Below are 18559 nucleotides of genomic sequence, written 5' to 3'. Positions count from 1 at the left end.
TTACGAGCGTGGCCAGTTTATGAGCTCTTCGCGAAGTGCATCGAGAAGCTGGCCTTCAGGCATTTTGCGAACAATTTCGCCATGCTTGATGAGCAGGCCTTCTCCGATGCCGCCAGCAACACCAAGGTCTGCTTCCTTAGCTTCGCCAGGGCCATTAACAACACAGCCCATAACGGCAACCTTTATGTCTAAGTCACTAAACTCTTCAACCATGTTCTCAACCTTGTTTGCAAGGCCGATTAAATCAATCTGTGTACGACCACAGGTTGGGCAGGAAACAACTTCGATTCCGCCTTTTCTAAGGCCAAGAGTTCTAAGAATAAGCTTTGCTGTCTTAATCTCCTCGATTGGTGCACCTGTAAGAGATACACGAATTGTATCACCAATGCCTTGAGAAAGAATCATGGCAAGTCCACATGCACTCTTGATATTACCGGCTCTTAAAGTACCAGCCTCTGTAATACCAACATGAAGTGGATGATCTGTCTTATCAGCGATAAGTTCGTGAGCCTTCACACACATCATTACATCAGAAGACTTGATACTAATAACAAGATTATCATAGCCAAGCTCCTCAATAATTCTAACCTTATCAAGAGCTGATTCAACAAGTCCTTCTGCTGTAACACCGCCATATTTCTCTACTAAGTCCTTTTCAAGTGAGCCAGAATTAACTCCAACTCTGATAGGAATATTCTTAGCCTTTGCTGCATCAACAACAGCCTTTATTCTATCTTCACTTCCAATGTTACCAGGATTGATTCGAATCTTGTCTGCGCCATTTTCAATAGCTGCAATTGCAAGACGATAATCAAAATGAATATCAGCAACAAGTGGAATATTAATCTGCTTTTTGATTTCAGCGATGGCCTTTGCTGCATCCATATCAGGTACTGCAACACGGATAATGTCACAGCCTGCTTTTTCAAGTTCATGAATCTGAGCTACAGTTGCAGCTACATCCTGTGTCTTAGTATTACACATGGATTGTATAAGTATAGGATTGTTACCACCTATAATTTTATTTCCAATTTGAACTTCTTTTGTATTCATACTACTACCTACACTGGTTACGGCTACAAAGCCTTAGAGTCTCTTTCTTCAACTAGAATGCTTCATCCAGAGACCTAAGAGCTTGTTGCCTACCAGTTTACTCCTTCTAAAACTACATAAGCTTTAAAATATCGTTATACATTACGACCACCATCAGCAACATTAAAAGCGCGAAGCCAACAAGATTGATGCCATTTTCGATTTCTGGCTTCATCTTCTTGCCTCGGATGGCTTCAATGATAATAAGAAGAATTCTTCCGCCATCAAGAGCTGGGAATGGAAGTAAATTCATTACACCAAGGTTTGCTGAAAGCAAAATTGCTATTGATGTAAGATTAATAAACACATAAAATGCGCCACTGGTAACCGACTGATCGTAAACATCAGAAATTGTTGTCACCACACCAACAGGGCCAGAAACCTCATTAACCGAAATCTGACCGGTGAATAACATCTTCAGACTGGATATAGTTACATATATCTGATACTTCATCTCATATGCAGCATACTGAAGCACTCCAATTGGAGAAACCTTCACATATTCCGGGGCCTTTTGAAGACCAATAAGCTTTCTTCCTGCTTCCTCAGAATACTTTGGAACAATGGTAGCACTATAGCGCTGACCATCACGTTCGTAAACAACCTCAATCGACTCGTCATTAGCATGAAGAAAAGTATAGATGCTAATTTCGTTGTAGAAATGAACATTGTAGCCGCCTAAGCTAATGATTTTATCTCCTGCCTGAATACCTGCTTCTTCTGCAGCATAGCCAGGAGTAATCGCAGAGATTGTAGTATCGTTAACACCAATACTTGCTATATAAACCACCGAAAGAATATATGCCAAAATAAAGTTGAAGAAAGGACCGCCAAAGACTATCTGAAATCTCTCCCAAAGGCTCTTATTTGAGAATGCTCTGTCACTGTCACTCTCCTCATCCTCACCTTCCATGACACAGCTTCCACCAAAAGGGAGAAGCTTAAGACAATATTTTGTCTCGCCCTTACCCCATGAAATAAGTGTAGGTCCAAGACCAAGTGTAAATTCATTGACCTTTACATTGCACTTTTTAGCAAATAAAAAGTGGCCCAATTCATGAAAAATAATTATGAAACTAAAAATTAGTATGGCAAGAATTATTTTTAAAATAACTACCACCTGCTCTCTATAAAGTCATAAGTCATCTGCTCTGTTTCGAGAACCTGCTCGATTGTAGGATTACTGATGTAATCAACATTAATCATAGCCTCTGAAACAATCTCCGGTATCTCGAGGAATTTGATTTTATTCTTAAGGAACTTAGCAACTGCTCTCTCATTTGCAGCATTGAAAACAGTAGGTACATTTCCACCTGCATCCATAGCATCATACGCAAGAGAAAGACCATAGAATGTCTCCATGTCTGGCTTTTCGAAGGTAAGTGTGCCTACCTTAAACAAATCTAAAGGCTCTGCATAAAGAGTCTTGCGATTCGGATAGAACAATGCGTAAAGGATAGGAAGTCTCATGTCTGGAGTTCCCATCTGGCCTATCACAGCACCATCCATAAACTCTACAGCTGAATGAAGAATAGACTGTGGATGAACAACAACCTCAACCTGATTAAGCTTTACACCAAAGAGCCATTTAGCTTCCATAACCTCAAGGCCCTTGTTAATCATGGTTGCAGAATCAATTGTGATTTTTGCGCCCATAGACCAGTTTGGATGCTTCAGTGCATCCTCTAAAGTAACATTCTCCAAATCATCAAGAGTACGTCCTCTAAAAGGACCACCTGAAGCTGTAAGAAGAATCTTTGAAATCTTATTATGTCTCTCGCCATTTAAAGACTGGAATATAGCGCTGTGCTCACTATCAACTGGAAGGATTGATACACCCTTTTCCTTTGCAAGTGGCATGATAATGTGACCAGCTGTAACAAGAGTCTCTTTATTAGCAAGAGCAATTGTTTTTCCAGCATTGATTGCTGCAATTGTAGGCTGTACACCAATCATACCAACAACAGCTGTAACTACAGTATCAGCTGGCTCGTAAGTTGCAACAGCAATCAAGCCTTCCATTCCAAACATAATTTCTATTTCAATGTCTGAAAGTCTAGTTTTCAAATCCTTTGCAAGAGCTTCTGTGCCAACAGAAACAAGGCTTGGATTATATTTTCTAATCTGCTTTTCAAAAAGGTCGATATTGCTTCCGCAAGACATAGCAACAACAGTTAAATCATCTGGATTCTGTGAAACAATATCAAGTGTCTGAGTTCCAATGGAGCCTGTGGAACCTAAAATAGATAATTTCTGTGCCATCTCAACACCTCTATAAGTAAATATAATATGCTAGGAAATAAATTAGTGGAGCTGTGATAATCATGCTATCGAATCTGTCCAAAACTCCGCCGTGGCCTGGAATAAGCTTTCCATAATCCTTGATTTCGAAATTGCGCTTAATAGCTGATGCAGCCAAATCTCCAATCATAGAAATCAAAGCACCAATACCTGCCATAACCACAAGCGGAACAATATTTATGCTCTCAAGTGTGAAAATATTTGTGATGGCAATGCAGTAAATAGCTGTAAAGAGCATCGCTCCTACAACACCGCCGATAGCGCCTTCAACAGATTTCTTTGGAGAAAGAATAGGTGACATTTTGTGCTTGCCAAATAAAACACCAACACAATAAGCTGCAGTATCGCTGCCCCATGAGCAAAGGAAAATAAGCCATACAATAAACTGCCCCTGTGGTAGCATACGAGTCTGATACAAGAATGAAAGCATTACTCCTACATAGAAAAGACCAAAGAACGCAGCCATAATCTGATGTGCATGATACTTAGGATACGCAAAAACGTAAACTCCAAGAAGTGCGATTAAAAATCCCAACATAATAACCATCACATCCTCTGAAAAATGAAATTTCAGATTCAGATAATAGGTAATGCAGGAAACATAGCCAAATATTCCTGGAAGCTTCTTTTCAACATCAAAAATGCGATAGAGCTCAAACATACCAATTAGTGATAAAACAAGCATCACTGCAAGAAGGACATCTCCACCTGTACAAATAAAAAGTAAGGAAAGTGCCACAAGAATGATTCCACTAATTAATCTAGTAATAAACATTTAAAATCCTCTCTAAATTCCGCCGAAACGACGATTTCTTTTATCATATTCCTCGATAGCCTTTTTTAACTCCTCTGGAGTGAACTCTGGCCAAGGAACTGGAGTAAAATAAAACTCCGCATAGGCAAGCTGCCATAAAAGATAATTTGACAAGCGCTGCTCACCTGAAGTTCTAATCATGAAATCAGGATCTGGGATATCCTTTGTATCAAGATATGATGAGAAAAGCTTTTCATCAATATCCTCAATTGAAAGATTATCAGCCTTCACATCAGAAGCAACTTTTCTGATAGCACGAGTCATCTCATCTCTGCTACCATAATTTATAGCAATTGTAAGTGTCAGTCCTGTGAACTGAGACGAATATTCTGTAAGTTCATCAATTGCAGCAATAAGCTTTGGATCGAGCTTTGTCAAATCACCGATGAAGCGCACACGAAGATTATCCTTCTTTGCTGTCTTCATGCAGGTCTTAACATATTCGCCCAAAAGCTTCATTAATGCTTTTACCTCATCTGCAGGTCTTGCCCAGTTCTCAGTAGAGAATGCATACATAGTCACATACTTTACTCCCAACTCATTGGCAGCTCTACAGATAGTCTCAACATTTTTTGCGCCAACGGTATGTCCATAAGTGCGTGGCATACCCTTTGATTTGGCCCAACGTCCATTGCCATCTAAAATAATAGCTATATGCTCTGGTACGTTCATATTACCTCCTAAAGGATAGAAATAATGAAACAGGGCACCATTGTGTAGTGCCCTGCATTACTCTAAACTGTCATGATTTCCTTTGTCTTTGCCTCAACGGCCTTATCTACCTCACCGATGAACTTATCTGTCATCTTCTGGCATTTATCTTCAAGATCCTTGATTTCGTCCTCTGAAACACCTTCATCCTTTGAGTGCTTCTTTAAAGCATCAATAGCATCTCTACGAATATTTCTGATAGCAACCTTTGCATCCTCGCCATGTTTCTTAACATCCTTGGCGATTTCCTTACGACGCTCCTCTGTAAGCTCTGGGAAAACAAGGCGGATAACCTTGCCGTCGTTAGTAGGATTAATACCGATATCAGACATATTAATAGCCTTTTCGATTTCCTTTACTAAGGATGGCTCCCAAGGCTGAATCTGAATAAGTCTTGGTTCTGGAACCGAAACATTTGCTACCTGCTGAAGTGGAGTTGGTGCTCCGTAGTAATCAACAGTAATCTTGTCTAAGATATGAGGATTAGCACGTCCAGCACGGATTGTTGTGAACTCACTCTCAAGATTGTTATAGCTCTTTGTCATTTTCTCTTCGTAAAGCGCAAGAATATTGTCCATAAGTCCTCCTTATACAGTAACCACTGTACCATTAAATTTGCCTGTAATAGCTTTAACTATTGAATCCTCCTCGTTGAGGGAGAATACGTACATAGGCATCTTCTGCTCCATAGCAATAATTGATGCAGTCATATCAACTACCTGAAGCTTCTGATCGATAACCTCCTGAATGCTAATCTCATCATAACGCTTAGCATTAGGATTCTTAGCTGGATCGCTATCATATACACCGTCGATTGACTTTGCTAAAAGAATGCAATCAGCTTCGATTTCAACTGCTCTAAGAACAGTTGGAGTATCTGTTGAGAAGTATGGATGTCCTAAGCCGCCAGCGAAGAAAACAACCATGCCTTTCTCGAAGTATTTGTTAGCTCTGTCCTTTGAATAAAGCTTTGAAACATTGCCGCACTCAAATGGTGTAAGAACTGCGGTCTTCATACCTTCTGTTCTGAAGATTTCTGAAACGTAAACACAGTTCATAACTGTAGCAAGCATACCAATTTGGTCTGCCTTTGTTCTGTCGATTTTCTCTGAAGAACGTCCTCTCCAGAAGTTGCCGCCACCGATAACAACACCAACCTGGATGCCATCATCAACAAGCTTCTTTACCTGCTTTGCAACCATAACGCAGGTAGCTTCATCAAATCCGAAGCCCTTCTCACCTGAGAGAGCCTCACCACTAAGCTTTAATACAACTCTTTTCATTAATTCAATTCCTTTATCTATAGTCTCTTAATTATGATTAAAGTGCAAATACACTATTAACATCAACATCAGCGTAGCTCTGTGAGCAGAAGCCCTCGATAACAGCACCATTATTGATCTGTACTGAACGAGACTTAATGTTACCCATAACTACTGCAGAAGTATCAACTACTACAGGACCATTAACATCAATATCACCCTTTACAGCACCAGCGATAACTGCTGATGTAGCTGTGATGTTGCCAATGATTACTGAACCAACACCAATCTTAGCTGTTCCAGTTGTAACAACCTCGCCTTCGATCTTAGCAGCATCTGCGAAGAACTCAGCTGAAGAAGAATTTCCATTCACCTTACCTGCAACAACAAGCTTGCCGTTACATGCAACATCTCCTACGATCTCGCCCTGAACCTCGATTGAACCGAGAGATTCAATATTACCAGTAATCTTCATTCCAGCAGTAATAACTGCATTCTCATCAGAAGCTGCAGGTCTAGCCTCAGCAACATTTCCCATAACATCCATTGTCTTTGGTGCCTCCATCTTTGTTTCATTTTTTGTTTCGAAGAATGATTTCTTCTCAGGCTCTGCTGGCCTAGCAACAGATACAGTTGGTGAAGCAGGTGAATCTACCTTCTTAGATACCTGCTCAAGAAGACCATCAAGCTTTGTAAGCTCAGATTCAACATCTATATCACCATCAAGAGTGTTAACCATAACCTCCTCAGCTTTGGTGTCGTCTCCACCTGGGACAAGCTCACTGACTGCGTCGTTAAAATCCTCTTTGAAATCCTTGAAAAATCCCATTACAATTCCTCCATAACATAATATTATTGAACAACACTCACGTGTTGTATAACTGTTGTCTCATCTGTGATTGGCAAAATCATAGCGCCCGCCTCATTTAAAGACTCAATAAGTCTAGGCAGTGCTTCAACTGTTACATCTTTATTTGACGCATCATGTAACAGTACTACAGACGTCTTGTATTTTACCACATCATTCATTACATTATCAACAAGTTCATCAGTAGTAAACGCCTGAGATGTAGCGTCTCCAGAGGCTACATTCCAATCGTAATAAATGACACCCTTTTCGTTGAGATAATTGATAAAGACTGACATACTGCTGTTGCTGACTTTATTACTGCTTCCGCCTGGAAAACGGTAATATCTGGTATCTACACCAGTAGTATTCAAAATCAAATCGTGGATCTTGTCATAATCTGCAGCGAAAGAATCTGCTGACTGATATAACTTAGAATAATTATGACTATAAGAATGCATACCTATAGTGTGCCCTTCATCAACAATACGTCTATATGCATCGCCATAGGTTTCAGTATCGTTACCAACGACAAAGAACGTTGCTTTGACGTTGTAATCGTCCAAAATATCAAGAATGGCATCCGTGTTATCACTAGGTCCATCATCAAATGTAAGATAAACCATAGGGATATCCCCTTCTTCGGCAAGGTTATCCAGATTATCTACCAGATAAACATTGTCCAGAAAACTATCATCTACCATCTCTTCCTTGTCTTCAACAACCTTCTCCTCAGCAATCTTTGAAGACAGAATATTAATCTGTTTCTGTAAAGAAACCACCTCTGCAATTAGGCATGCCATAACGAGGATTGTGGCCAGCATAAAAATCATAATGGTAGACACAATCATCTTTTTCATACGAGCCACGCGCTTCCGCTTAGCACGCTGCCTTTCAAGCCCTTCGTTTACAATATCCAAGGCTTTATCCTCCCCACCAATTTTTCACATATTTTATTTTATCATAACACTTTTACAAGATAAAGGGTAAAAAAACAAGGGCCCACAATATGTGGACCCTTGAAATGAGCAATTATTAATTAGCCAAGCTGAGCTGCAACTTCTGCTGCGAAATCCTCATTCTTCTTCTCAAGACCTTCACCAGTCTCGAAACGAACAAATCTCTTAACAGAAAGCTCTGAACCAGTCTCCTTAGAAACCTGCTCAAGATACTTAGCAACTGACTGCTTTCCATCCTCAGCCTTAACGTAAACCTGATCAAGAAGACAGATTTCCTTAAGCTCCTTAGATACACGACCTTCGATCATGCCGTTGATAACCTTCTCAGGCTTCTGAGACTCCTTAGGATCGTTCATAATCTGAGCAAGAAGGATTTCCTTCTCGTGAGCGATGTACTCTGCAGAAACTTCGTCACGGCTAACATACTTAGGATTAAGAGCTGCAATCTGCATAGCAAGATTTGTAGCTGCTTCCTTAGCTGCATCTGACTCAGCACCAGCCATCTCAACGATAACGCCGATACGTCCGCCGCCGTGTGTGTAAGAAACTACGAAACCATCTGTAGTAACCTTCTCGAATCTTCTAAGAGAAAGCTTCTCACCGATTGTAGCAACCATCTCAACGTGAACATCGTTAACTGTCTTAGATGAATCCTCAGCCCATGGCTGTGCAAGGAGCTCATCAATTGTGTTAACGTCAGACTTAAGAATCTGGTTTGCAACCTGCTCTACATATGTCTGGAACTTCTCGTTCTTAGCAACGAAATCAGTCTCTGAGTTAACCTCAAGAACAACTGCTGTGTTGCCTTCAACTACAACCTTGCAGATACCCTCTGCTGCGATACGAGATGCCTTCTTTTCAGCCTTAGCTGCACCATTCTTACGAAGGAGCTCGAAAGCTGCATCCATATCACCATCGCACTCAGCGAGTGCCTTCTTACAATCCATCATACCTGCGCCAGACTGCTCGCGAAGGTCCTTTACCATTGCTGCTGTAATAGCTGCCATAATCTTATGCCTCCTCTACTGCTTCTGCTGACTCCTCAGCAACTTCGTTCATTTCACCCTGCTTTGCCTCGATAACAGCGTCTGCCATCTTTGCAACGATAAGCTTTACTGCACGGATAGCATCATCGTTACCAGGGATTACGTAATCAAGCTCATCTGGATCACAGTTTGTATCACAAACACCTACAAGTGGAATACCAAGTGCGTGAGCTTCCTGTACACAGATGTGCTCCTTCTTAGGATCAATGATGAAGATAGCATCTGGAATACGGTTCATTTCCTTAATACCGCCGAGAACCTTTGTAAGCTTCTCCTGCTCCTTCTTAAGACCTGTAACTTCCTTCTTTGGAAGAAGATCGAAAGTTCCGTCAGCTTCCATCTTCTCGATTTCCTTAAGACGTGCAATTCTTGTCTGAACTGTCTTAAAGTTTGTAAGCATACCACCGAGCCATCTCTCGTTTACATAGAACATGCCGCAACGCTCTGCCTCAGATGCGATAGCGTCCTGAGCCTGCTTCTTTGTACCAACGAAAAGAATTGTACCGCCCTGCTGTGCGATATCAAAGATAACGTCATAAGCATCGTCAACCATACCTACAGACTTCTGAAGGTCGATAATGTGGATACCATTACGCTCTGTGTAGATGTAAGGAGCCATCTTAGGGTTCCATCTACGTGTCTGATGTCCAAAGTGAACACCTGCCTCAAGTAACTGCTTCATTGAAATAACACTCATTTTAATACCTCCTGGTTTGTTCTTCCGCATAATTCCTCCCGACAAAAACCCGACCTACAATAGGCTAGGAACCATTGTCAGTCCTTATGCGTGTATAATTTTAAACAGCTCTTACAATTTATCATGAATTGTATGAAAAATCAACAAAAATATTAGTGATTCTAGTTACCTTTCGGTGGTGAAGTGGTTCGCACCTCTTTATTAACCAAAAGGGCAGCTATATCATCATAAGAACTGCCTTCCTTTATGTAAAAAGTACCTGTTTTAATTAGGTTATCTATATTTACCTGGCTTAAATATTTGTTAAAACCGTCAGCTGAATCCACAAGGCCAGCCTTAAAAAGATGATTTGAAACCACCTCAGAAGATTCTCCGCCTCTAACAGTGAATGGAATATATCTGATTGTTTCGTCCTCAGAGTCCTCTTCAGTCTTTTCTTCTACCTTTGTCTCAGGTTTTCCCTCTGAAACTGCTGAAGAATTATTGATTACTTCCTCTTCGACCTTTAAATCAGAATCCATACCTTCAGTATTCTCTTCAACAACCTCTTCGGCTGAGCTTTCAGAATCACTTTCAGCCTCTGTCTCCTCTATCGGGACCTCCATGCCTTCAGGCATAGTCATACCAAGAGCTGTAGCCTTCTCGATAATTTCTTCGTCTGTAAGCGCCTGCTTTGTAATAGCATCTCTACCAAAATAAAAGCTTATAGTAAGAATAAGGGTCGCAAAGGTAATTCCAATACCAATACCCCTAAGATAGTATTTAAAACGCATAACAATATCCTCCAGTGTGCTTAACCTTCTTTATAAAGTCCAAGCACAAACTTAACTTCTCCCAAACCTCTGCCAAGTTTTTTGGCAATCTCAAGGTCAGATAAGCCCTCGTCCGCCAGGGCTAAAATTTCCATATTATCATTGGCCTTAATAGGATGATTTTCCTCAGAAAATCTCTGAGCCAAAGCCTCTGTAAAGGAAATCTGATTATTAGGAACTGGAGCTTCCACAGAATTTTCCTGAGCAGCTGACACAGAATCAGCCTTCGCCTGTTCCTCTAAAAGCTCCTGCTTTTTAGCCTCAAGCTTTTCCATTTCCTCCTGAATCTCAAGCTCCTTGTCCTTTAGCATATCAAGCTTACGATTAATTGATGCATCCAAAGCAAAAAGCTTATCTTCCAATTCCGCAAGCTTTTTAGTCATATCAACTGTTGCCTTATGCTTGTCATTGAGCATGGAATACATGAAGGTGACTTCCTTTTGGGACTTGTCCACCGCCTCAAGAACTGTGTCAGAATACTGGGAAATCTCAAGGATTTTCTCGTTAGTTTCCTTATCAGTACGGCGGTCCAGCTCTTCCATGGCATCATCAATAGTAGCGGAAAGCTTGTCTTCTGTTTCCGCCTTGGCATCGGCCATTTTGCCTTTAATTATCTCTTCAATTTGGTCTTTTGTAAGCTTTGTAAGATTTTCTCTGTCCTTTGCTGATAAACGCTCAGACACAAAAAAGCTCCCAATACAAAGACTAAGCCCTGCTATTAGGAGCACAATTTCCAGTATAGTCATTATATCTCCCTCTTTATACTCTCATGTCAAAGGATGTGGTGTGCTTCTCTGAAACACTGCCATCGGTAGTAGAGCCCTTCTTCTCCTCTTTCTTATTGAGGGGCTTACGGTTTTTGTTGCCCTCGTAACCTCTACCGTTTCCTTCGCGATCGTACCTTTCGTCCTCTCTGTCTGTTTTGTACAGGTCGTTAACCTGTCTCGCCTGCTGCTCCTGCTGCTTATCAACCGCATGTGTAAGATTCGATTGCTGAAGCATTGGCTTCTGATCCTCAGTAGCCTTAGTATGGCTAACTTCATTCGTGTTCTGGATCATTCCATTAAAATTGATTGGACTAATTGACATAACATTTCCTCCCGACAGATGCATTCAAATATCAATCAATACTAACTATTTGTAAGAATTCCCATGTACTCGCCTAAGACATTTCGCATTTTCTGGAGAGCCTTGGTGTGAAGTTGGGAAACTCTTGATTCAGAAACTTCAAGTGCTGCACTTATTTCTTTTAAGGTCATATCCTCATAGTAGTATAAAAGGATAACCTGTTTTTCTTTTTCGGTAAGCATATCCAAAGCTTCTTTGAGCTTTTCAGAAAGCTCCTGCTTTGAAATATTGTCCTCAGGCTGAATAAAATGAGAATTATGTTCCGCCTCCATAACAGGCTCATTTCCAGCCTCTACAAACTCGTTTAATGAAACAACGTTTGTAACATTAAGTTGTGACTGCCATTTTAAAAACTCATCCGATGATATATTGAGCTCTGAGGCGACATCCTCGTCGGAAGCACTATGGCCGGTGCGAGCCTCAACTGCCTTTATGGCATCGTCAATCATACGCTGACGCTGTCTGATAGTACGTGGGATCCAGTCCATTTTACGAATCTGGTCCAAAATTGAGCCACGAATTCTAAGACTTGCATAAGTTTCGAATTTTACGTCCTTTGCTAAATCAAACTTATCAATAGCATCAATCAGACCAAAAATTCCATAACTACACAAATCCTCATACTCTACAGTATTACCAAGATACATGCAGAGTCTGCCGGCAACTATCTTAACAAGCGGCGCGTATTCAAGAATTAGTTGTTCTCTAAGCTCGGGAGTAGGACCAACTTTATATTTGTCCCAAAGCTTTTCCCTGTCACCTGCCTTCATTTATGCCCCCTTAAATCATGCAAGAATCAGTAACTATTTAACCTTCCTCTGATTCAGCTGAATTGACCTCAGAACCTTCACCCTCAGCATCCTCATCATCGTCATCAAGAAGCATGCCCTCAGGCGGTACTTCTGCATCGATGGACACTGGTGGTTCAATAACTCTGAATGCATAATCCAGAATAAGCTTGATGACCGTCCCCATAAATAAAAATATAACGACAACCACCAAAAGTCTGGCTACAAAAACAGAAAACTCAACATGCTGCACAATAGACATAACGCAGGCAATAAATGCTGCAGCCAACGTAATTATAATTGGAATTGGCTTTGTATTAATCTGCGTTTTCATCTGTGCCTCCATGTATTATATTATATAATCTTCAACGGTTTGCCAACTGCCTTAATGTAATACTCTCCTGTTTCACTATACAACTCTACTGTACGACCATAATTTAAGCCACAATCCTCAGCAACAAGTCTGACACCAAGCTGCTTAAGCTTTGCTCTGCTGGCTTCAGCATTTCTGTCACCAACATTGATTCCAGTTGCAGCTGCTCCAGGCATTTCAAACATCTTAGCACCACCGGCAATCTTTGCCACCATGCGAGCCTTGTTTGCGCCAGCCTTAATCATATCATCATAAAGCTTCTGGATTCCTGTGTCTGCAAACTTTGCAATATTTGAATTGTTTCTAATAGCCGTACTATCTGGCAACATAACATGCGCCAATCCACTGATTTTAGTAGATGGGTCATAGATGGCGATACCAATACATGAGCCCAACCCTATGGTTGTCAGTGCATCAGGAGCTTTGCATATTTTAAGATCAGCCATGCCGACTTTAATCATCTGCCCCATACTTCACTCACTCCTTATACTGGTATACCAAGTGCTGTTAGTATCTTCGCGTAGGAATCTTCCTCTGGCATCAAAATAAAATGCCCCTTGATTCCCAAATCATCAGAGAATTCTGTATTAATCATTAATGCATTGTCACCAAAAATACCAAACTGAACAGCAGGAACTGAAAGAATCGCTGCTGCCATATCAACCGCAACAAATGGTACACTTGGTGCAATAGTAAGATTCGTAAGCCCTGAAAGTGCTGAAAGATACGAACCTGCAATAATATTTCCTACTTCTTTTATAGCTGATAAATCCATTTCATCAAATGGTTCTGAATAATCATCAGGTCTCATCATCAGCTTATTTACAATATGATGTGCTGATTGCATATCCATCAGAAACATCATAGAGCCGTCAATATCCTCTTCAACGCCCAATAGAATTCCGACGATAATTTCATCTTCAGCTCCAATAGCTCCTCCCAGTTCCTCAACTGGAAGGAAGGCTACCTCTGGAACACTCATGTCGATTCGAAGGCCAAGCATATTGGCGATGGCTGTTGTTGCGTTGCCAGCGCCAATATTGCCAATTTCCTTTAGGACGTCAAAATATTTTTCATTAACCTCATTTAAACTGAGCATTCAAACCTCCTAATTAAGAAGCCTCATTCTCTCCTATAATAGAGCTAATTTCAAAGATGGAAATAAGCTCATCCCCATTCTTTCCAACACCATTAATGAAAGAGTTCTTACTCTTAAGTGTTGAAGATGGAGCCTCAATATCATCCTCAGATAAAGAGAGAACCTCTTTTACCTCGTCAACAATAACGCCCATAAGTCCACCAGAATCAAGCTTAAGAATGATAATTCTAGAAGCGTCGGTAAACTCATCATCATCAAGATCCATTCTGCGACGAAGACTCATAACCGGAACAACCTCACCACGGAGATTGATAACTCCTCTGTAATAAGATGGCGCCTTTGGTACACGGGTAATCTTGCTCAAGCGAACAATGTTATCAATATAGGAAATGTCGATACCATAATGCTCGCCGCCAATTTTAACAACAATGTATTGCTTTTTCTCTTTTTCTACTACATCAAACATTGCCAAATCTGACATGGTCTCACCTCCTATTAAATAACAGCGTTGACATCAAGAATCATAGCGATTTCGCCATCACCAAGGATTGTAGCACCGCTAATGAGCTTGTTGTTGTCAAGCTTACCAAGTGACTTGATAACGATTTCAAGCTGTCCAATAAGGTTATCGACGATGATACCACCAAGCGTGTCACCCTTCTTGCAGATAACAACTGTCATAGTCTCTTCATCCTCTTCCTTAGGCTCGAAATCAAGAATCTTATCCAGACGAATAAGAGGAATAACCTGACCTCTAAGGTGGATAACCTCCTTAGATTCTACGTACTTAATCTCAGATTTTGGAATATTTTCAATATTCATAATTGAAGCAAGGGCAATCGCATATTTCTCATCTCTGATTTCAACCATCAGAGCCTGAATAATAGCAAGTGTAAGTGGAAGACGAACGGTAAAGGTTGAACCTTCTCCCATTACAGACTTAACAGTTACGTCACCGCCCAGGGCTTCGATATTACTCTTAACAACGTCAAGACCTACGCCTCGACCAGAAATATCAGTAATCTGCTTAGCCATTGAGAAGGATGGCATAAACAGGAAGTCGATAATTTCCTTCTGTGAAAGGTTCTCGGCCTCCTCAGGAGTAACGAGACCTCTTTCAACAGCCTTCTCCTTAACCTTGTCAGTATTGATACCGCCACCATCATCACCAACTTCGATAATGACATTGTTGCCCTCCTGGAAAGCGTTCAGGAAAATAGTACCCTTTTCAGGCTTTCCTGCTGCCTTTCTGTCTTCAGGAGACTCAATACCGTGGTCAGCTGAATTACGAAGTAAATGCTGAAGTGGATCACCTAACTGATCTACTACAGTACGGTCAAGCTCTGTATCCTCACCAGTCATGATGAGTTCCATAGGCTTGTTCAGCTTACGGTCAAGATCTCTAATCATTCGAGGGAACTTGGCAACTACTGATTCGATAGGAACCATTCGAACCTTCATAACTGATTCGTGAAGGTTTGTTGTAATTCTCTCGAGATATTCAATATTCTCATGAAGTGTCTGACCATCAATCTCTGAACTATTGCTCTGTGATGCAAGTGAGTTCTTAGCAATGATAAGCTCAGATACCTGATTCATGAGAGCATCAAGCTTTTCAATATCAACACGGATTGTACGTGAGGTAACAGGCTTGTTTGCTGGCTGCGTAGTCTTGCCACCGCCACCACCGGATTTTGCTGCTGGTGCTGCAGGTGGAGCTGCCGCTGGAGCAGGTGCAGGTGCTGCCGCTGCTGGAGCAGGTGCAGGTGCTGGCTCTGCTGCTGGTGCCTCTTTCTTTTCGTACATATCTGCTGTAACCTTATCAGCCTCAACTGACTCGATTTCAGAAACAGCCTTAATAGACTCTAAAATAGGGTCCAATTCAGACTCAGATGATAGAATAAATGAAAAGTCAAATTCGAAATTCTCATCCTCGATTTCGCCGGAGCTTGGATTGAAGGCCATGATTTCACCAAAGTCTTCAACCGCCTTAAACACAAGGAAAGCTCTAGCTGCCTTAAGAAGACATTCCTTGTTGATATGAACTGTAAATCCATACAACTGCTTCTCTCCCTTAAGCTTCTCGCAAAGCTCTGGGTCTACAGGAATACTCTTATATAAAGGTCCGTCTCCTGCAGGAGCTGCTACCTCCGCAGGTGCTGCCTCTGCTTCTGCGCCACCCTCAGCTGGTGCTGCCTCATCGCCGCCACCGCCTTCTGCCTGATTAAGATAATCATTAAGAAGTTTAATAAGGGCTTCATTATCCTCTTCACCTTCATTAGATGTAGCCTTTACAGTATCAAGATAACCCTCGATAGCATCAAGGCACTTAAAGAGAATATCAATCAAAGCAGAATTAACGTGTACATTATCATTTCGAACTTCCTGGAAAACGTTCTCCATATCATGGGTAAGATGCTGCATTCTCTTGAATCCCATTGTACCTGCCATACCCTTTAGAGAGTGAGCTGCACGGAAAATCTCATTTACAACATCTTTGTTTTCAGGATCTTTTTCCAACTCCATAATGTTGTCGGAAAGATTCTGAATATGTCCACTTGTCTCATCGATAAAGATATCCAAATATTGACTTACATCCATCCTACTAACCTCCAAGTTTCTTAACAATTGAATTAGCGACTGATTTAAGTGGTGCTACCTCATTTGATAGTCCACCTTGTTCCACAGCTTTAGGCATTCCATATACAACACAGGTGGATGCCTCTTGCGAAATAACGTAAGTCTTTTTGTATTGATTCAAGTATCTAATTCCTTCTGAACCGTCGGCTCCCATTCCAGTAAGTACTACACAAATAATCTCGTCGAAGCTGGAATTCTTGAGAGACCTGTACATTACATCTGCACAAGGCTTCAAGCTACCAACAGGAGGACTGTCGTCCAGATGACAATAAGCCGCATGACTTCCGTCTTCGCAGATTTCCATGTGCTTACCGCCTGGAGTAACATAAACCCAACCAGGCTTAAAGTATTCTCCATCCTCAGCTTCCTTTACATGTACTGCCGAAATCTGATCAAGTCTGGCAGCTAAAGAAGCTGTAAATCCTTCTGGCATATGCTGTACCAAAACAAGTGGCACTGAAAGTGTCGCCGGAAGCATTGGAATAAAGGTATGTAAGGCCTGTGGGCCACCAGTAGAACATGCCAGAGCGATAATCTTTTTCGTTCTGACTCCTGTGCCTTTTGGAGTGGTTGTTGAACTCCGTTTCTCAACCCTTGGCTCAGGTGTTGGTGGTGGAGTGTACGCTGGTGCTGGTGTTGGAGGTGTAACAGGTCTCCTCTCTGGAGGTGCCAACCTGTTTGTACTAGTCTGCGCATTACTAGTAGCAGCCTTGGCAGCAGCAAGCTTCTCGCGAACACTTTCCATTCTGGCCTGGGTAGCTTTTCTTGATTCCTCAACAGTTCTGGCCGCATCACCTAAACTTCTCGTAGGCCGTCCAATAGATTTGAAGTTGGACTGCTTCGTTACGTTGTGAAGCACCTGTATGAGCTGCTTACCAAAAACATCACGGGTATCACTGCCCGCTCGTATTGGCTTTGCCACGAAATCAAGAGCCCCATATTCCATAGCTCTCATCGTACTGTCCGCATCCTCCTTCAAGGACGAGCTGACAAGTACAACATTGAATGGTACCTTCTCGTTGTAGAGCTTAGCTAAAAGATCCACGCCGGTCATCTTTGGAAGGACCATATCAAGAACCACAAGATCGTATGGATTATTCTTTATTTTGTTGTAAGCATCTTCGCCGTCTGCACTGACATCGACTACACGAAAATCACTATCTGCGTTGATAATATCACAGATAATCCTTCGCATGAGTGCAGAGTCATCAACAACTAAAATCTTATACATTCTTTACCCTTGATCCTTCTTTCTGATGCGTCGCTCCTCGTCAAAAATGTACTTAATTATGGTTTCTCTGTCTTCTGTCTCTTTGAATAAAAATTCAATTCTATGTTCAAAAAGCTTCAGGTCTGGTTTGTATACACTTTTAATTCTTCTGGCCACAGCATTGATAGTCTCGTTCACTGTGTGTGAAACCAGCTTGAAGCTAACATATACGTAATGATCCTTATCAGTACCAATATCCATATCAGCAGTAAATCTAACTCCACCACCGCTAATATCAAGGATATTTCCCTGAAAAGCTATACCATAGGTATTCCCGTATCGCTCCAAATCATCCTCTACAAGAGGCATATTCGGAAGAAACGCAACATCCTCCGGAATTGGTAAAACTCTAATTGGTATCAGGCATTGGAACCTGTAGTAATCACGTCTTTGAACTTTTGAAAGACCTGTTGAGGGTTCAAATACATATACTGGGAAATTCTCCAGCTTGCCTCTTTTTGTAATTTCACCTTTAAGCTGGAACATTCCAGCCCTTGTATTGAAAACAGCATTAAAAGGAACATTCATCGGTATCGTAACTGTATGTCCCTTTTTGGTAGGAATATGGAAGATAATCTCGCCTTTTTTGGTAACACCAAAGACGCTTGAGATATATACACTTCGCTCTCCCTCGCTATTCAGATTTACTTCCCTTTCAGAAGTTGAGCCGGCAATTGTAAACTCTATTGGAGTGCCTGGCCTAAGATCCTGTATCTTCAT

22 protein-coding genes are annotated in these 18559 nt (G+C 41.4%); all 22 read right to left on the bottom strand.

The features are described from left to right. Positions 1 to 1053: a flavodoxin-dependent (E)-4-hydroxy-3-methylbut-2-enyl-diphosphate synthase gene (gene ispG / locus FXF36_RS11900; RefSeq protein ID WP_151624367.1), complete on the bottom strand. Its 1053-nt coding sequence runs from the start codon at positions 1051 to 1053 to the stop codon at positions 1 to 3. 112 nt (positions 1054 to 1165) lie between these two features. Continuing rightward, positions 1166 to 2212: an RIP metalloprotease RseP gene (rseP, locus tag FXF36_RS11895; RefSeq protein WP_174819750.1), complete on the bottom strand. Its 1047-nt coding sequence runs from the start codon at positions 2210 to 2212 to the stop codon at positions 1166 to 1168. After that, positions 2206 to 3354, bottom strand: a complete 1149-nt coding sequence (locus tag FXF36_RS11890) for a 1-deoxy-D-xylulose-5-phosphate reductoisomerase (protein ID WP_151624365.1) — start codon at positions 3352 to 3354, stop codon at positions 2206 to 2208. The genes rseP and FXF36_RS11890 overlap by 7 nt, the downstream gene beginning before the upstream one ends. A 10-nt stretch (positions 3355 to 3364) precedes the next feature. Next, positions 3365 to 4168 carry a phosphatidate cytidylyltransferase gene (locus tag FXF36_RS11885; RefSeq protein WP_151624363.1) on the bottom strand — a complete coding sequence of 268 codons (804 nt, stop codon included), beginning with the start codon at positions 4166 to 4168 and terminating at the stop codon, positions 3365 to 3367. Between the two features lie 12 nt (positions 4169 to 4180). Further along, on the bottom strand, positions 4181 to 4879 hold the full coding sequence (gene uppS / locus FXF36_RS11880) for an undecaprenyl pyrophosphate synthase (protein WP_151624361.1): 699 nt from the start codon (positions 4877 to 4879) through the stop codon (positions 4181 to 4183). A 62-nt stretch (positions 4880 to 4941) separates the two neighbouring features. Beyond that, on the bottom strand, positions 4942 to 5496 hold the full coding sequence (gene frr, locus FXF36_RS11875) for a ribosome recycling factor (RefSeq protein WP_151624359.1): 555 nt from the start codon (positions 5494 to 5496) through the stop codon (positions 4942 to 4944). Between the two features lie 9 nt (positions 5497 to 5505). Next, on the bottom strand, positions 5506 to 6201 hold the full coding sequence (gene pyrH / locus FXF36_RS11870) for a UMP kinase (protein WP_151624357.1): 696 nt from the start codon (positions 6199 to 6201) through the stop codon (positions 5506 to 5508). A 37-nt stretch (positions 6202 to 6238) separates the two neighbouring features. After that, the gene (locus tag FXF36_RS11865) at positions 6239 to 7009 is read right to left on the bottom strand and encodes a polymer-forming cytoskeletal protein (protein WP_151624355.1); all 771 of its coding nucleotides are present in this window, start codon (positions 7007 to 7009) and stop codon (positions 6239 to 6241) included. Between the two features lie 23 nt (positions 7010 to 7032). Then, positions 7033 to 7947 carry a polysaccharide deacetylase family protein gene (locus FXF36_RS11860; protein ID WP_243143507.1) on the bottom strand — a complete coding sequence of 305 codons (915 nt, stop codon included), beginning with the start codon at positions 7945 to 7947 and terminating at the stop codon, positions 7033 to 7035. A 119-nt stretch (positions 7948 to 8066) separates the two neighbouring features. After that, positions 8067 to 8993 (bottom strand): translation elongation factor Ts, encoded by a 927-nt coding sequence (gene tsf / locus FXF36_RS11855; protein WP_151624353.1) that lies wholly within the window; start codon positions 8991 to 8993, stop codon positions 8067 to 8069. Between the two features lie 4 nt (positions 8994 to 8997). Next, entirely contained in the window at positions 8998 to 9729 is a 732-nt protein-coding gene (gene rpsB, locus FXF36_RS11850) for a 30S ribosomal protein S2 (RefSeq protein WP_151624351.1), read from the bottom strand. 161 nt (positions 9730 to 9890) lie between these two features. Continuing rightward, positions 9891 to 10502 carry a hypothetical protein gene (locus FXF36_RS11845; RefSeq protein WP_151624348.1) on the bottom strand — a complete coding sequence of 204 codons (612 nt, stop codon included), beginning with the start codon at positions 10500 to 10502 and terminating at the stop codon, positions 9891 to 9893. Positions 10503 to 10522: 20 nt separating this feature from the next. After that, entirely contained in the window at positions 10523 to 11287 is a 765-nt protein-coding gene (locus tag FXF36_RS11840) for a DUF6115 domain-containing protein (protein ID WP_151624346.1), read from the bottom strand. A gap of 13 nt (positions 11288 to 11300) precedes the next feature. Next, complete coding sequence (locus FXF36_RS11835; RefSeq protein WP_151624344.1) at positions 11301 to 11630, bottom strand: hypothetical protein; 330 nt, start codon at positions 11628 to 11630, stop codon at positions 11301 to 11303. A 41-nt stretch (positions 11631 to 11671) separates the two neighbouring features. Beyond that, positions 11672 to 12439, bottom strand: coding sequence for a FliA/WhiG family RNA polymerase sigma factor (locus tag FXF36_RS11830; RefSeq protein ID WP_151624342.1), 768 nt, complete (start codon positions 12437 to 12439; stop codon positions 11672 to 11674). A gap of 37 nt (positions 12440 to 12476) precedes the next feature. Beyond that, positions 12477 to 12791, bottom strand: a complete 315-nt coding sequence (locus FXF36_RS11825) for a hypothetical protein (protein WP_151624340.1) — start codon at positions 12789 to 12791, stop codon at positions 12477 to 12479. 20 nt (positions 12792 to 12811) lie between these two features. Continuing rightward, complete coding sequence (locus FXF36_RS11820; protein WP_151624338.1) at positions 12812 to 13300, bottom strand: chemotaxis protein CheD; 489 nt, start codon at positions 13298 to 13300, stop codon at positions 12812 to 12814. 14 nt (positions 13301 to 13314) lie between these two features. Next, positions 13315 to 13929 carry a chemotaxis protein CheC gene (locus tag FXF36_RS11815; RefSeq protein WP_151624336.1) on the bottom strand — a complete coding sequence of 205 codons (615 nt, stop codon included), beginning with the start codon at positions 13927 to 13929 and terminating at the stop codon, positions 13315 to 13317. Between the two features lie 13 nt (positions 13930 to 13942). Beyond that, entirely contained in the window at positions 13943 to 14410 is a 468-nt protein-coding gene (locus FXF36_RS11810; RefSeq protein ID WP_151624334.1) for a chemotaxis protein CheW, read from the bottom strand. 14 nt (positions 14411 to 14424) lie between these two features. After that, positions 14425 to 16530 carry a chemotaxis protein CheA gene (locus FXF36_RS11805; protein WP_151624332.1) on the bottom strand — a complete coding sequence of 702 codons (2106 nt, stop codon included), beginning with the start codon at positions 16528 to 16530 and terminating at the stop codon, positions 14425 to 14427. A gap of 4 nt (positions 16531 to 16534) precedes the next feature. After that, positions 16535 to 17800 carry a chemotaxis-specific protein-glutamate methyltransferase CheB gene (gene cheB / locus FXF36_RS11800; RefSeq protein WP_151624330.1) on the bottom strand — a complete coding sequence of 422 codons (1266 nt, stop codon included), beginning with the start codon at positions 17798 to 17800 and terminating at the stop codon, positions 16535 to 16537. A 3-nt stretch (positions 17801 to 17803) separates the two neighbouring features. Beyond that, a complete protein-coding gene (locus FXF36_RS11795) occupies positions 17804 to 18559 on the bottom strand; it encodes a flagellar brake protein (protein ID WP_151624328.1) in 756 nt (251 codons plus the stop codon).

This window comes from Pseudobutyrivibrio xylanivorans, from assembly GCF_008935055.1.
Lineage (GTDB): Bacteria > Bacillota > Clostridia > Lachnospirales > Lachnospiraceae > Pseudobutyrivibrio > Pseudobutyrivibrio xylanivorans_A.
The sequence above is the reverse complement of the archived record's forward strand: the minus strand, read 5'-3'. Positions and strand labels throughout refer to the sequence as shown.

Bases quoted from the DNA above. Each gene is read 5' to 3' on its own strand.
- ispG (WP_151624367.1), bottom strand. From the start codon at position 1,053: ATGAATACAAAAGAAGTTCAAATTGGAAATAAAATTATAGGTGGTAAC.
- FXF36_RS11890 (WP_151624365.1), bottom strand. From the start codon at position 3,354: ATGGCACAGAAATTATCTATTTTAGGTTCCACAGGCTCCATTGGAACT.
- FXF36_RS11885 (WP_151624363.1), bottom strand. From the start codon at position 4,168: ATGTTTATTACTAGATTAATTAGTGGAATCATTCTTGTGGCACTTTCC.
- uppS (WP_151624361.1), bottom strand. From the start codon at position 4,879: ATGAACGTACCAGAGCATATAGCTATTATTTTAGATGGCAATGGACGT.
- frr (WP_151624359.1), bottom strand. From the start codon at position 5,496: ATGGACAATATTCTTGCGCTTTACGAAGAGAAAATGACAAAGAGCTAT.
- pyrH (WP_151624357.1), bottom strand. From the start codon at position 6,201: ATGAAAAGAGTTGTATTAAAGCTTAGTGGTGAGGCTCTCTCAGGTGAG.
- FXF36_RS11865 (WP_151624355.1), bottom strand. From the start codon at position 7,009: ATGGGATTTTTCAAGGATTTCAAAGAGGATTTTAACGACGCAGTCAGT.
- tsf (WP_151624353.1), bottom strand. From the start codon at position 8,993: ATGGCAGCTATTACAGCAGCAATGGTAAAGGACCTTCGCGAGCAGTCT.
- rpsB (WP_151624351.1), bottom strand. From the start codon at position 9,729: ATGAGTGTTATTTCAATGAAGCAGTTACTTGAGGCAGGTGTTCACTTT.
- FXF36_RS11845 (WP_151624348.1), bottom strand. From the start codon at position 10,502: ATGCGTTTTAAATACTATCTTAGGGGTATTGGTATTGGAATTACCTTT.
- FXF36_RS11840 (WP_151624346.1), bottom strand. From the start codon at position 11,287: ATGACTATACTGGAAATTGTGCTCCTAATAGCAGGGCTTAGTCTTTGT.
- FXF36_RS11835 (WP_151624344.1), bottom strand. From the start codon at position 11,630: ATGTCAATTAGTCCAATCAATTTTAATGGAATGATCCAGAACACGAAT.
- FXF36_RS11830 (WP_151624342.1), bottom strand. From the start codon at position 12,439: ATGAAGGCAGGTGACAGGGAAAAGCTTTGGGACAAATATAAAGTTGGT.
- FXF36_RS11825 (WP_151624340.1), bottom strand. From the start codon at position 12,791: ATGAAAACGCAGATTAATACAAAGCCAATTCCAATTATAATTACGTTG.
- FXF36_RS11820 (WP_151624338.1), bottom strand. From the start codon at position 13,300: ATGGGGCAGATGATTAAAGTCGGCATGGCTGATCTTAAAATATGCAAA.
- FXF36_RS11815 (WP_151624336.1), bottom strand. From the start codon at position 13,929: ATGCTCAGTTTAAATGAGGTTAATGAAAAATATTTTGACGTCCTAAAG.
- FXF36_RS11810 (WP_151624334.1), bottom strand. From the start codon at position 14,410: ATGTCAGATTTGGCAATGTTTGATGTAGTAGAAAAAGAGAAAAAGCAA.
- FXF36_RS11805 (WP_151624332.1), bottom strand. From the start codon at position 16,530: ATGGATGTAAGTCAATATTTGGATATCTTTATCGATGAGACAAGTGGA.
- cheB (WP_151624330.1), bottom strand. From the start codon at position 17,800: ATGTATAAGATTTTAGTTGTTGATGACTCTGCACTCATGCGAAGGATT.
- FXF36_RS11795 (WP_151624328.1), bottom strand. From the start codon at position 18,559: ATGAAGATACAGGATCTTAGGCCAGGCACTCCAATAGAGTTTACAATT.